Genomic DNA, 12685 nt, shown 5'->3' with positions numbered 1-12685 from the left:
GCGCCCGGACACCATCACGGTCACAGCCACGGCGTCGACGGGCCGGTGCCCATCGGGGACGCGGCCCGCAAGATCGTGATCGTGCTCCTGGGGATCGCGGCGGTCGGTGTCGCGATCGGGCTGGGCGTGCTGTGGCCGTCGGGGAGTGGTGACCATCCGATCCCGATGCAGTTCCGCTCCGCCGACGGCGGACCCATCCGCACCGACACCGGCACCGTCGTCGCGCAGACACGGGCCGATTGCAGCAGTCCCGTCGTCGGGCAGGCGGTCGATCAGTCCGCGCTCGAGGTGACCGCCGTCGCCGACGGCCCGTGCTATGCGTCGACGGTGCGCCTGGACACCGGCGCCGACAAGGGCAAATTCGTCCTGTTGCAGATCCCGACGAATCGCGCCCAGTCGGGTACCGGTCCCGACCAGCCGAAACTCGACCCCGCCACCGCCGACAACCCGCAGCCCGGTCAGCCGACCCTGCACGTGGACAACACCATCCGGCTCAGCATCTCGCCCGGGCTCGACGGTTCGCCGCGCTACAACTTCTACGACTTCGCGCGCGGTCGGGCGATTCTCGTCTGGGCGCTGCTGTTCGTCGCCGCGATCGTGCTGGTCGCCGCGTGGAAGGGATTGCGCTCGGTCATCGGCCTCGTATTCGCGTTCGGGGTGCTCGGCGCCTTCACGCTGCCGTCGATCCTGCAGGGACATTCGCCGGTGGCCGTGGCCGTCACCTCGGCGGCACTCATTCTGATCGTCGTGCTCTACCTGGCCCACGGCGTCAGCATGCGCACCTCGGCCGCGCTGCTGGGAACGCTGATCTCCCTGGTCCTCGCCGGACTGCTGAGTTGGCTGGCGATCCGCACCATGAACATCGCCGGCCTCTCCGGCGATCAGGCGATGAGCCTGCAGATCTACCAGGGCACCATCTCGATGACGGGATTGTTGCTCGCCGGCTTCATCATCGGCGCGCTCGGCGTGCTCAACGACGTGACCATCACCCAGGCATCGGCGACCTTCGAACTCGCCGCGGCGGGGGAGCCGTCGCGCGTCGCGACCTTCCGCGCGGCGATGCGGGTGGGCCGCGACCACATCGCCAGCACCGTCTACACCCTGGTGTTCGCCTACGCGGGCAGCGCGTTGCCACTGCTGCTGTTGTTCTCGGTGGCGTCGCAGCCCTTCGGGTCGTTGCTGACCACCGACCAGGTGGCCATCGAATTGGCCCGCGCCTTCGTCGGCGGCATCGCGATCGCGCTATCGGTGCCTCTGACCACCGCGGTCGCGGCGGCGCTCGTGACGATCCGCCCGCGCGCCGACTGAGCACCCCGATCGCGCCGGGGTCTCGATACGCCTTCTCGGCTAGCGCGGTCTCGATACACCGGTCTCGATACACCTTCTCGGCTAGCGCCTCGGCGGCACTCGACCAACGCGTCTAGCGCCTCGTCGGCACTCGACCACCGTGGAAAGCCCAATTCCGCCGAGTGGGCACCCCGATCGCGCCGAGTGGGCACCCCGATCGCGCCGAGTGGGCACCTCGACCCTGCCGAGTGGGCACCTCGATCGCGCCGAGTGGGCACCTGACCCTGACGCTGCCTACCGGAACGGCGGTCGGTCGTCGACCCGGACCGACACCCGTCCGACGGTTCGCCAGGCCCGCGCGATGAGGTCGGCGTCCTCGTCGGAGATGAGGTTGCCCATGACGCGCACGACCATCGACATCAACGCCCGCGACCGGATGCCCGGTCGGCCGAGCAGCGGCACCGCCTGCGGCACGGTGAGCACCGCAGCCAGCCGCCGGGCCGCGGAGAATGCCAGACCGTAGTGCGCGGTGAGGATGTCGGGCCAGCGCGACGTGAAGTCGTCGGCGCCGGATTCGAGCAGGTCGACGGCCAGCCGCGCGGTCTCCAGGCCGTAGTCGATTCCCTCGCCGTTGAGGGGGTTGACACAGGCCGCCGCGTCGCCGATCAGCATCCAGTTCCGGCCCGCGACGCCGCTGACCGCGCCGCCCATCGGCAGCAGCGCCGACGTCAGACGCTGCGGTTCGCCGGTGATCTGCCACTCGTCGCGGACCATGTCGGCGTAATGCTTCAACGTCGGGCGCAGTTCGACATGCGCCGGTCGTTTCGCAGTGGCCAGCGCGCCGACGCCGACGTTGAGCCGCCCGCCGCCCAACGGGAACACCCACCCGTAGCCGGGTAGCAGGCTGCCGTCGGAGCCGCGCAGTTCCAGGTGGGAACCCATCCACTCGTCGTCGGCGCGCCCAGAGGAGACGTAGGCGCGCCCGGCGACGCCGTAGGCGGTGTCCCGGTGCCACTGCCTGCCCAGCACCTTGCCCAGGCCGGAGCGCACCCCGTCGGCGACGATCACCGTCGACGCCCGGATCGACCGTCGGCCGTGGGGATCCTCGACGACCACCGCGCCGATCCGGTCGCCGTCCCACTCCACGTCGACTGCCTTCGCGCCCGACGACAGGGTCGCACCGGCCTCTCCGGCCAGCGCGCGCAGCTCGTCGTCGAACTCGATGCGCGGCACGGCGCTGCCGTGGTCGGCGAAGCGCTTACCCGGCCACGGCACCCGTTGATCGGCACCCCAGCCGTGCAGGTGGAGCCCGACGATGCGTGGCAGCTGCGCCAGGCGCGGCCCGTATCCGAGGCTGACGAGTTCGGTGATGGCGCGCGGGGTCAACCCGTCGCCACAGGTCTTGTCGCGGGGGAATACGGCCATGTCGATCAGCACGACGTCGCGCCCGGCGCGCGCGGCGTAGGCCGCGGCGGCCGAACCGGCGGGACCTGCGCCGACGACGAGGACGTCGGTGCGCGCTATCGTCGTCGGCGACTCGTGCCGGGCGGGACTGGCATTGCTCACCCGACCAGTATCTACCGCGTGATCTGCCGGGGCCGGGTGGGCTGATGGAGCGGCGCCCGGTCGGATAGGCTCAGCGGGTCGGACGCGTCCGCGCCGGCTCCCCGAGACACTGCGCAGGTGTACCACGTGAAGTCGACCATCGCCGGTTTGAACCTGGGTTCCGACGAGTTCTCGCTGGCCGTGAAATCGTCGCTGGCGCAGGTCGAGGACCTGCTGCTGACCGAGCTCGGTTCCGGCGACGACCTGCTCACCGAAGCCGCCACGCATCTGGCGAAGGCGGGCGGCAAGCGCTTCCGGCCGATGTTCGCGATCCTCGCCGCCCAGTTCGGCCCGCGCCCGGACGCCCCCGAGGTCATCACGGCGGCGACCGTCGTCGAAATGATCCACCTCGCGACGCTCTACCACGACGACGTGATGGACGAGGCGCCCGTGCGCCGCGGCGCCCCGTCGGCCAACTCCAGGTGGAGCAATTCCATCGCCATCCTCTCCGGCGACTTCCTGTTCGCCCGCGCGTCGCGCCTGGTGTCGACGCTCGGGCCGGAGTCGGTGCGGATCATCGCCGACACCTTCGCCGAACTCGTCACCGGCCAGATGCGCGAGACCGTCGGCGTCGGCGAGGGTGCCGACCCCGTCGAGCACTATCTCAAGGTCGTGTGGGAGAAGACCGGGTCGCTGATCTCGGCCGCCGGTCGGTTCGGCGCGATGACCAGTGACGCCGACGCGGAGACGGTCGAGCGGCTGGCACGACTCGGCGACGTCATCGGCACCGCCTTCCAGGTCTCCGACGACATCATCGACATCGCCTCGCCGACCGACGACTCGGGCAAGACGCCGGGCACCGACCTGCGGGAAGGGGTACACACCCTGCCGGTCCTGTACGCGCTCGGCGACGCCGGCGATGCGGCGTCGCCGCGGCTGCGCGAACTCCTCGTCGACGCCGGCACCGGCAAGCCGCGGCCGCTGACCGACGACGCCGAGGTCGACGAGGCGTTGACGCTGCTGCGCTCGTCGGCCGGGATGGCCGCCGCCCACGCGAAGCTGGGGGAGTACCTCGCCGCGGCCCAGGCCGACCTGGAGCAACTGCCCGCCGGACCGGCCCGCGACGCCCTGGCCGACCTCGCCGCCTACACCGTCGAGCGCACCGGATAGGCCCCGAATCCAGTCAGCGCAACGGGTTCGTGCCACATACGAGCACCGATCCGTTGCGCTCTCGCCCGCGGGGTGTGACGCGCTCGGCCCAGTTGTCGGGAACGATCCGGGTAATGCCGTCGTTTGGCAATATGTGCAACAACGGGCCCGTACAGGGCGGTCCCGCGGCCGAGTGAAGGCGGAGTGCGATGCATTTCTTTAACGGTGTCAAGACGGCCATGCTGTTGGGCCTGATGTCGGCGATCATCGTCGGTATCGGCGCGATGTTCGGCAAGACGGCGCTGATCATCTCGATCGTGCTCGCGGTGGGAACCAACGCGTACGTCTACTTCAACTCGGCCAAGCTCGCGCTGCGGTCGATGCACGCGCAGCCGGTCACCGAGGTCCAAGCCCCCGAGCTTTATCGGATCGTGCGCGACCTGGCCACCGCGGCCAAGCAGCCGATGCCCGCGCTCTACATCAGCCCCACCGAGTCGCCGAATGCCTTCGCCACCGGGCGCAACCCGAAGAATGCCGCGGTGTGCTGCACCGCCGGCATCATGCGCCTGCTCGACGAGCGGGAGCTGCGTGCGGTCCTCGGTCACGAGCTGTCGCACGTCTACAACCGCGACATCCTCATCTCGTCGGTGGCCGGCGCGCTGGCCGCGATCATCACCGGTCTGGCCCACATGGCGATGTGGATGGGCGGCAGCAGCCGCGACGGCAACGGACCGGGCCTCGTCGGCATCCTGCTCATGACGCTGCTGGGCCCCTTGGCGGCGACGGTGATCAAGATGGCCGTGTCCCGCTCCCGCGAGTACCAGGCCGACCAGTCCGGTGCCGAGCTGACCAAGGATCCGCTCGCCCTGGCGTCGGCGCTGGCCAAGATCTCCGGCGGGATCGACCAGGCGCCGCTCCCGCCCGATCCGCAGATCGAGGCGCAGTCGCACATGATGATCGAGAACCCGTTCCGCGGTGCGGGAGGCTTCCAGAAGCTCTTCTCGACGCACCCGCCAACGGCTGACCGTATCGCCCGGCTGCAGGAGATGGCCCGCCGCGGCGTCTGACCGTGGTCGACCACCCGATGGTGTTCAACTGCGCCCGACGGTGGTCGAGCGTCCAATGGTGGTCGAGTGGTCCGTCCGACGGTGGTCGGGTGTACGTCCGACGGTGGTCGAGTGCGTCCGAGCCGCTAGGCGAGGGCGTGTATCGAGACCCCGCTAGGTGTACTTCCCCGACACGTTGTGAACGGGTGAGGTGAGGCGAAGACCTCCGGGCAGGATGTGGGTTACCACACTCACCATCTCGCCACGGAGGTCTTCATGACCCACGCTAATGCACCTCTGACTCCTACGGGCCGTCGACGTCTGGCTGTGCTGGTTGTTGATCAGGGGTGGTCGTTGCGGCGTGCTGCTGAACGGTTTCAGTGCTCACCGGCAACGGCCAAACGCTGGTCTGACCGCTACCGGGCGGGGTTGCCGTTGACCGATCGCAGCTCCCGACCCCAGTCCTCACCGCGGCGGCTGGCACGCAAGGTCGAACAACGAATCATCGGTCTGCGGTTCACCCGCCGGTGGGGGCCACATCGGATCGCCTATCACCTGGGCCTGAACAGATCGACCGTCGAGCAGGTCCTCAAGCGGTACCGCATGCCGTTGCTGGCCCATCTCGATCAAGCCACCGGACTCCCGGTGCGCCGCCCGGCCCCGGTCCGATACGAAGTCGACCGGCCCGGGCGGCTGGTGCACATCGACATCAAGAAGCAAGGTCGAATCCCCGATGGCGGTGGTTGGCGCGCCCATGGCCGAGGCTCGATACAAGACCGGGCCGCAGACACCGCCCGGGAAAGAGCCTGCCGCGCGGGGGCGAAAAGCTCGCGCGGCTACCGCTATCTGCATCACGCCGTCGACGACTACTCGCGGGTCGCCTATTCCGAGATCCTCGACGACGAACGTAAAGAGACCGCCGCAGGGTTCTGGTTACGGGCCAGCGAGTTCTTCGCAGGTATCGGCGTCACGGTCACCGCGGTGATGACCGACAACGGTGCCTGCTACCGCTCCCACGCCTTCGCCGACGCCCTGGGACCCACGATCAAGCACAAGTGGACCCGCCCGTATCGACCGCAAACCAACGGGAAAGTCGAACGATTCAACCGCACCCTGGCCGCCGAATGGGCCTACGCCCGGCCCTACGCCAACGAAACCGAACGCGACGCCGCCTACACCGCCTGGCTACACCACTACAATCACCACCGACCCCACACCGGCATCGACGGCCAAGTCCCCTCAGCCCGCGTTCACAACCTCACAGGGAAGTACAGCTAGGCGAGGGCGTGTATCGAGACCCCGTCAGCGGTAGTTGACGAACTGCAGGGCGATGTCGAGGTCGGAGCCCTTGAGCAGGGCGATGACGGCCTGCAGGTCGTCGCGCTTCTTGCTCGAGACGCGCACCTCTTCCCCCTGGATCTGGGCCTTGACGCCCTTGGGTCCTTCGTCGCGGATGATCTTGGTGATCTTCTTCGCGTGCTCGGAGTCGATCCCCTGCTTGAGGGTGCCGGAGATCTTGAAGGTCTTGCCCGATGCGGCGGGGTCGCCGGCGTCGAAGGCCTTGAGTGAGATGTCGCGCCGGATCAGCTTCTCCTGGAAGACACCGAGCGCGGCCTGGGCGCGTTCCTCCGCGTCGGAGGTGATGACGATGCCCTCGTCGCCGGACCACTCGATGGTCGAGTTGGTGCCGCGGAAGTCGTAGCGCTGCGAGAGCTCCTTGGCGGCCTGGTTGAGCGCGTTGTCGACCTCTTGCCGATCGATCTTGCTGACCACGTCGAACGATGAATCTGCCATGGGCTCAGCGTAGCCGGTCGGGTTCCACTGCATATGAGCAGCGGGTTTGCGTCGGCCCGGGGGGAGCGTTGTATTCTGTGCGGCGTTGCCCTTTCGCGCCGGACCGGTGCGGGAGAGCGCACCGGCAGGTTGCCCGAGCGGCCAAAGGGAGCGGATTGTAAATCCGTCGCGCAAGCTACATAGGTTCGAATCCTATACCTGCCACGACGTGGGGTTTTCACCTCCGCAACGACGATTTGTCCGACGCGGATACGGGTGTGTAACCTCGTCATGTCATCGCACGATCAGGGTTCGCCGGATCCGCGACGACGACGCCCCCTTAGCTCAGTCGGTAGAGCGTTTCCATGGTAAGGAAAAGGTCAACGGTTCGATTCCGTTAGGGGGCTCGCTGGAACCGATCGCGAGTTCGGTCCGCGCGGCGGTGTAGCTCAGCTGGTTAGAGCGCACGACTCATAATCGTGAGGTCGGGGGATCGAGTCCCCCCACCGCTACACATCGGAATCGGCGGCCGCCGGTTTTGAGAACCAGGTCCACCGGCCAGCACCGGACGGGCCGCAGTACCACCGAAAGAAGGCAGCGACGTGGCCTCCTCGACAGACGTTCGCCCCAAGATCACCTTGGCGTGCGAGGTGTGCAAGCACCGCAACTACATCACCAAGAAGAACCGTCGGAACGATCCCGACCGCCTGGAGATCAAGAAGTTCTGCCCCAACTGCGGGACGCACCAGGCGCACAAGGAATCGCGCTGACGACGAGGGGCACCGGAAACGGTGTCCCTTTGTTTTTCACACACCGTAGTTCCCGTCGGCCCCAGTTCCCGCCGCCCCGCATCGGCGCCGACGTGCGATGCTCCCACCGAATTCGTCGTGACCACAAGGCAGGTTTGAGACAGTGTTTTCCGGATCCGATCCCAACGCCGAACCCACTCCGAACCTGTCGCCCGACGAGATCGCCGAGCGCAACGCCGCCCTCGTCGGATTCCACTACACGGTCGACGACTACTACGAGGTCGGGCGCGAAGAGGTCCGCAAGCACGCGATGGCGGTGCAGGACGCGCACCCGTCGCACTGGAGCGAGGCGGCCGCCCGCGAATACGGCTCGGAGACCCTGATCGCCGCCCCGACCTTCGTCTCGGTCTTCGGCATCACCGCGCAGCGCTATCTGTTCGAGCACGTCGTCACCGGCTACGACCTGTGGCAGGTCATGCAGACCGATCAGCGCCTGATCTACCACCAGCCGATGAAGGTCGGCGACCAGCTCATCTGCGACGTCTCGCTGGAATCCTTCCGCCACATGTCCAGCCCCGAGACCCTCGACATGCTGGTCAGCAAGAACGTCATCTGGAATCAGCACGGCGAACCGGTTATGACGACCTACACCTCGCTCGTCGCGCGGACCGGCGTCGAGGTCGATCCCGCGCTGGTCGACTCGCTCGACCACGTGATGATGAAGGTTGCCGCCTACGGCGATCCCGGCAAGACCGTCGACCGTCCGGCTGCGGACAAGGACCAGCCCGATCCCACCGAGTCGCCGCGCGCGGGTAAGGCGATCGACTTCGACACGCTGACCGTCGGGCAGGAGTTGGAGCCGAAGTCCTTCCTGCTGACCCGCGGCAACCTGGTCAACTACGCCGGCGTCGTCGGGGATCCCAACCCGATCCACTACTCCGACGAGATCGTCCAGGCGGCCGGGCTCGACGGCGTCGTCGCCCACGGGATGCAGACGATGGGCCTCGGCGCGACCTATGTCACCGAGTTCATCGGCGACCCGTCCGCCTTCTGCGAGTACAACGTGCGGTTCACCAGCCCGGTGTACGTGCCGGCCGACGACTACACGTCGGTGGACTTCACGGCGAAGGTGAAGTCGCTGGACCCCGAGACCCGCAAGGGCACGATCGCGCTCGTCGGCAAACAGGGCGATCGCAAGATCTTCGGACGCGCCACCATCGTCGTCCAGTTCAACTGACGGGGGCGCCGTCGGCATCTGATTGGTGTCCGATGCCGACGGTGCTCTACACTGAGGTGTCAGATTGATTCTTGACTTGCGCGCTGCCCATAGGGTGGCGCGTTGGTGTTGTGGGGGTCAATCGGGCGTGACCGACCCCGGTCACAAAGGGGCGTAGCTCAACTGGCAGAGCAGCGGTCTCCAAAACCGCAGGTTGCAGGTTCAAGTCCTGTCGCCCCTGCCGTGGATTGCCACGGCCACCGGAAACGAGAGGACTCGAAAGTTGAGCAAGCGCGATCGAGCTGCCCAGGCCAAGGCGAAGGCCGACGACGCCGTCGAGGGCGTGGCTGATGCTGCCGTCGACACGCTCGACGACGCCGAGCTCCGGCCGACCGGCAAGCGTGCGGGCTCGTCCCGGCGCACCGAGCGTGCGGCGAAGTCCTCCGCATCCGAGGCTGCTGGCGGGCGCAATCCGTTCGTCGCGGTGTGGACGTTCCTGAAGCAGGTCGTCTCCGAGATGAAGAAGGTGATCTGGCCGACTCGGCGCGAGACGATCATCTACACGAGCATCGTCCTCGTCTTCATCATCGTGTTCACCGCGTTCATCTTCGGACTCGACTACGGCTTCGCGAAGTTGATCCTGCTGGTCTTCGGCAGTTCCGACGCCGCGTCGACGACGCCCACCCCCTAGCCGGAGCAGCCGCGCGAGCGGCGCCCGGCATTGAATACCCAGACTGAAGGAGCATCGGGCAGTGACCACCCCCGAGAACGAGATCGAATCAACCGAGGACACCGCCTCGGCGGTGGAGGCTGCCACGGAGACCGTTGCCGACGAGGCCGTCGTCGCGGAGGGTGCCGAGCAGGCTGCCGTGACCGACGTCGACGTCGAGGACGGCGAGTCCGCTCCCGCCGCCGACGAAGCACCGGCCGACGATGTTGCCGCTGCCGACGAGACCCCGGTTGACGAAACCCCGGCCGACGAGGCCGCGACGGAAGAGGCCGCCGAGGAGGATCCGGCCGAGGCGATGCGCCGCCAGCTGCGGTTCGCCCCCGGCGAGTGGTACGTGATCCACTCCTACGCCGGCTACGAGAACAAGGTGAAGGCCAACCTCGAGACCCGTGTGCAGAACCTGGACCTGGAGGAGTACATCTTCCAGGTGGAGGTGCCCACCGAAGAGGTCACCGAGATCAAGAACGGCCAGCCCAAGAAGGTCAACCGCAAGGTGCTGCCGGGTTACATCCTGGTGCGCATGGACCTCAACGACGAGTCCTGGGGCGCGGTGCGCAACACCCCCGGCGTCACCGGCTTCGTCGGCCTGACGTCGCGGCCGTCGCCGTTGACCCTCGACGAGGTGCTGAAGTTCCTGCTTCCGCGCACCGAGCCGAAGAAGGCCGCCTCCACCAAGGGTGGCGCCGACGTCGCCGCCGCGGCGGCCGCCGTTACCGCGCCGATCGAGGTCGACTTCGAGGTCGGCGAGTCGGTCACCGTCATGGACGGCCCGTTCGCGACCCTGCCCGCGTCGATCAGCGAGGTCAACGCCGAGCAGCGCAAGGTCAAGGTGCTCGTGTCGATCTTCGGCCGCGAGACCCCCGTCGAACTCGGTTTCAACCAGGTCGAAAAGATTTAGCGACGACGATCGCGGCCTCGCGCCGCAGTCGCCCACATAGAGACTTCCGCGTATCCAGCGTGCGCGGATGAGGAAAGAAAAAGGACAATTAGGATGCCTCCCAAGAAGAAGAAGATCGCCGGGATCATCAAGCTCCAGATCCAGGCGGGCCAGGCCAATCCGGCCCCGCCGGTGGGTCCGGCGCTGGGTCAGCACAGCGTGAACATCATGGAGTTCTGCAAGGCCTACAACGCGGCGACTGAGAATCAGCGCGGCAATGTGGTGCCGGTCGAGATCTTCGTGTACGAAGACCGCTCGTTCGACTTCAAGCTGAAGACCCCGCCCGCGGCCAAGCTGCTACTCAAGGCGGCCGGCTTGCAGAAGGGCTCCGGCGAGCCGCACGTCAACAAGGTCGGCAAGGTGACCATGGACCAGGTCCGTGAGATCGCCAAGACCAAGGCCGAGGATCTCAACGCCAACGACATCGATCAGGCAGCGAAGATCATCGCCGGTACCGCCCGCTCCATGGGCATCACCGTCGAAGGCTGATCACCCCGTCCCCGCCCGGGGACGTCACGAAACACCGTGGGAGGGCCGGCTCGGCCCATCAACCACTCATCCGGAGTAGATCCGGGGAAGGAACAGAGCAATGGCACAACGCAGCAAGGCCTACCGCGAAGCCGCGGAGAAGGTCGACAAGGAGAACCTGTACAGCCCGCTGGAGGCTGCGCAGCTCGCCAAGGACACGTCGTCGAAGAACACCGACTCGACCGTCGAGGTCGCGGTCCGTCTCGGCGTCGACCCCCGCAAGGCCGACCAGCTGGTCCGCGGCACCGTCAACCTGCCGCACGGCACCGGTAAGACCGCCCGCGTCATCGTGTTCGCGGCCGGCGACAAGGCCGCCGAGGCGACCGCCGCCGGAGCCGACGAGGTGGGCGCCGAGGACCTGATCGAGAAGATCCAGGGCGGCTGGCTCGACTTCGACGCCGCGATCGCGACGCCGGACCAGATGGCCAAGGTCGGCCGTATCGCCCGCGTCCTGGGCCCCCGCGGCCTGATGCCGAACCCGAAGACGGGCACCGTCACCACCGACGTGACCAAGGCCGTCAACGACATCAAGGGCGGCAAGATCAACTTCCGCGTCGACAAGGCCGCCAACCTGCACTTCGTGATCGGCAAGGCGTCCTTCAGCGCCGAGCAGCTCGCCGAGAACTACGGCGCCGCGTATGACGAGATCATGCGCGCCAAGCCGTCGGCCGCGAAGGGTCGCTACGTCAAGAAGGTCACCGTCTCCACGACGACGGGCCCGGGCATCCCGGTCGACCCGGCCGTGACCCGCAACTTCGCCGAGGCCCCGCAGGCCTGATCGGCGCAGACCCGACCGTTAGCGACAAACCCAGCACCCGAAAGGTGCTGGGTTTGTCGCGTTCTGTGGGGTTTGACCGTCGCACCTCCGATACGTTGGCAGGGTGGACATCGACGGACGGGTGGCTATCGTCACCGGCGGCGCGAACGGCATCGGCGCGGCCCTGACCTCCGAGCTGGTCCGACGCGGAGCCCGCGTCGTGGTCGCCGACCTCGATCCCGGCGCGACCGAGGCCGCCGCGGCCTCCCTGCCGGACGGCTCGGCGGTGGCGGTGGCGGGCGATACCAGCGACCCGCAGGTGATCGCGGCGCAGATCGCGGCCGCCCAAGATGCCTTCGGCCCGGTCGACCTGTATTTCGCGAATGCGGGCATCGGCACCGGTGCCGGATTGGACGCCACCGACGCGGAGTGGACCGCCTCGATCGACGTGAACCTGTTGGCCCACGTCCGGGCCGCGCAAGCGCTCGTCCCGGGCTGGGTGGAGCGCGGCAGCGGCTACTTCGTCGCCACCGCCTCGGCCGCCGGGCTGCTCTCGCAGATCGGGTCGGCCACCTATTCCACGACCAAGCATGCCGCCGTCGGCTTCGCCGAATGGCTCTCGATCACCTTCGGCGACGACGGGGTGGGCGTCAGTTGCGTCTGCCCGATGGGCGTCGACACCGCATTGCTGCGCCCGGAACGCGCGGTGAGCGACGACGAGGCGCTCATGCTGGCCACCGTGGAATCCGCCGGCGCCGTCCTGACCCCCGAGGCGGTGGCCGCCGTCGTGCTCGATGCCGTGGAGCAGGGCAGGTTCCTGGTCCTCCCGCATCCGGAGGTACTGGACATGTACCGCGGCAAGGGGGCCGACTACGACCGCTGGTTGGCGGGGATGCGCCGCATGCAGCGCGGCGTGCGCTCGGCCCTCGCCGCCGACGACTGACTCGCAAAGACCCGACCACAGGAGG

Annotated in this window: 13 protein-coding genes and 4 tRNA genes; 15 read left to right on the top strand and 2 right to left on the bottom strand. The window is 67.8% G+C overall.

Annotated elements, in window-relative coordinates:
* The first annotated feature begins 45 nt into the window (after positions 1 to 45).
* Positions 46 to 1308 carry a YibE/F family protein gene (locus tag HUN08_RS15095; RefSeq protein WP_301547005.1) on the top strand — a complete coding sequence of 421 codons (1263 nt, stop codon included), beginning with the start codon at positions 46 to 48 and terminating at the stop codon, positions 1306 to 1308.
* A gap of 273 nt (positions 1309 to 1581) precedes the next feature.
* Here HUN08_RS15095 and HUN08_RS15090 read toward each other — a convergent pair whose 3' ends face one another.
* Positions 1582 to 2853 carry a geranylgeranyl reductase family protein gene (locus tag HUN08_RS15090; protein ID WP_174900942.1) on the bottom strand — a complete coding sequence of 424 codons (1272 nt, stop codon included), beginning with the start codon at positions 2851 to 2853 and terminating at the stop codon, positions 1582 to 1584.
* Positions 2854 to 2979: 126 nt separating this feature from the next.
* Here HUN08_RS15090 and HUN08_RS15085 point away from each other — a divergent pair, with 126 nt between their 5' ends.
* The 3 genes from HUN08_RS15085 (at position 2980) to HUN08_RS15075 (ending at position 6305) form a co-directional block, all read left to right on the top strand.
* Positions 2980 to 4002, top strand: a complete 1023-nt coding sequence (locus HUN08_RS15085) for a polyprenyl synthetase family protein (RefSeq protein WP_124249111.1) — start codon at positions 2980 to 2982, stop codon at positions 4000 to 4002.
* Between the two features lie 188 nt (positions 4003 to 4190).
* Complete coding sequence (gene htpX / locus HUN08_RS15080; protein WP_124249090.1) at positions 4191 to 5048, top strand: zinc metalloprotease HtpX; 858 nt, start codon at positions 4191 to 4193, stop codon at positions 5046 to 5048.
* A 255-nt stretch (positions 5049 to 5303) separates the two neighbouring features.
* A complete protein-coding gene (locus tag HUN08_RS15075) occupies positions 5304 to 6305 on the top strand; it encodes an IS481 family transposase (protein ID WP_174900941.1) in 1002 nt (333 codons plus the stop codon).
* A gap of 24 nt (positions 6306 to 6329) precedes the next feature.
* Here the strand turns inward: HUN08_RS15075 and HUN08_RS15070 are convergent, their stop codons facing one another.
* A complete protein-coding gene (locus tag HUN08_RS15070) occupies positions 6330 to 6821 on the bottom strand; it encodes a YajQ family cyclic di-GMP-binding protein (protein ID WP_124248822.1) in 492 nt (163 codons plus the stop codon).
* A gap of 123 nt (positions 6822 to 6944) precedes the next feature.
* On the opposite strand from HUN08_RS15070, the gene HUN08_RS15065 reads away from it, so the two are divergent.
* From HUN08_RS15065 to HUN08_RS15015, 11 genes are all read left to right on the top strand, one after another.
* Positions 6945 to 7025, top strand: a tRNA-Tyr gene (locus HUN08_RS15065).
* Positions 7026 to 7134: 109 nt separating this feature from the next.
* A tRNA-Thr gene (locus HUN08_RS15060) sits at positions 7135 to 7207 on the top strand.
* 31 nt (positions 7208 to 7238) lie between these two features.
* A tRNA-Met gene (locus tag HUN08_RS15055) sits at positions 7239 to 7312 on the top strand.
* A 90-nt stretch (positions 7313 to 7402) separates the two neighbouring features.
* Positions 7403 to 7570, top strand: coding sequence for a 50S ribosomal protein L33 (gene rpmG, locus HUN08_RS15050; protein WP_005188102.1), 168 nt, complete (start codon positions 7403 to 7405; stop codon positions 7568 to 7570).
* A gap of 142 nt (positions 7571 to 7712) precedes the next feature.
* The gene (locus tag HUN08_RS15045; protein ID WP_124248821.1) at positions 7713 to 8786 is read left to right on the top strand and encodes a fused (3R)-hydroxyacyl-ACP dehydratase subunits HadA/HadB; all 1074 of its coding nucleotides are present in this window, start codon (positions 7713 to 7715) and stop codon (positions 8784 to 8786) included.
* 147 nt (positions 8787 to 8933) lie between these two features.
* Positions 8934 to 9006: transfer RNA gene (locus HUN08_RS15040), tRNA-Trp, on the top strand.
* A 42-nt stretch (positions 9007 to 9048) separates the two neighbouring features.
* Complete coding sequence (secE, locus tag HUN08_RS15035; RefSeq protein ID WP_124248820.1) at positions 9049 to 9456, top strand: preprotein translocase subunit SecE; 408 nt, start codon at positions 9049 to 9051, stop codon at positions 9454 to 9456.
* Positions 9457 to 9517: 61 nt separating this feature from the next.
* Positions 9518 to 10393, top strand: coding sequence for a transcription termination/antitermination protein NusG (gene nusG / locus HUN08_RS15030; protein WP_124248819.1), 876 nt, complete (start codon positions 9518 to 9520; stop codon positions 10391 to 10393).
* A gap of 93 nt (positions 10394 to 10486) precedes the next feature.
* The gene (gene rplK / locus HUN08_RS15025; protein WP_007323851.1) at positions 10487 to 10921 is read left to right on the top strand and encodes a 50S ribosomal protein L11; all 435 of its coding nucleotides are present in this window, start codon (positions 10487 to 10489) and stop codon (positions 10919 to 10921) included.
* Positions 10922 to 11021: 100 nt separating this feature from the next.
* Positions 11022 to 11738 (top strand): 50S ribosomal protein L1, encoded by a 717-nt coding sequence (gene rplA / locus HUN08_RS15020; protein WP_124248818.1) that lies wholly within the window; start codon positions 11022 to 11024, stop codon positions 11736 to 11738.
* Positions 11739 to 11841: 103 nt separating this feature from the next.
* Positions 11842 to 12660, top strand: coding sequence for an SDR family oxidoreductase (locus HUN08_RS15015; protein ID WP_124248817.1), 819 nt, complete (start codon positions 11842 to 11844; stop codon positions 12658 to 12660).
* Positions 12661 to 12685: the final 25 nt, after the last annotated feature.

Source organism: Gordonia sp. X0973 (genome assembly GCF_013348785.1).
Lineage (GTDB): Bacteria > Actinomycetota > Actinomycetes > Mycobacteriales > Mycobacteriaceae > Gordonia.
Note: the sequence above shows the minus strand (reverse complement) of the source record. Positions and strands in the feature narration are given on the sequence as shown.

Excerpts from the sequence above, each read along its gene's own strand:
- HUN08_RS15070 (WP_124248822.1), bottom strand. The coding sequence starts at position 6,821 with ATGGCAGATTCATCGTTCGACGTGGTCAGCAAGATCGATCGGCAAGAG.
- rplA (WP_124248818.1), top strand. The coding sequence starts at position 11,022 with ATGGCACAACGCAGCAAGGCCTACCGCGAAGCCGCGGAGAAGGTCGAC.
- HUN08_RS15075 (WP_174900941.1), top strand. The coding sequence starts at position 5,304 with ATGACCCACGCTAATGCACCTCTGACTCCTACGGGCCGTCGACGTCTG.
- htpX (WP_124249090.1), top strand. The coding sequence starts at position 4,191 with ATGCATTTCTTTAACGGTGTCAAGACGGCCATGCTGTTGGGCCTGATG.
- rplK (WP_007323851.1), top strand. The coding sequence starts at position 10,487 with ATGCCTCCCAAGAAGAAGAAGATCGCCGGGATCATCAAGCTCCAGATC.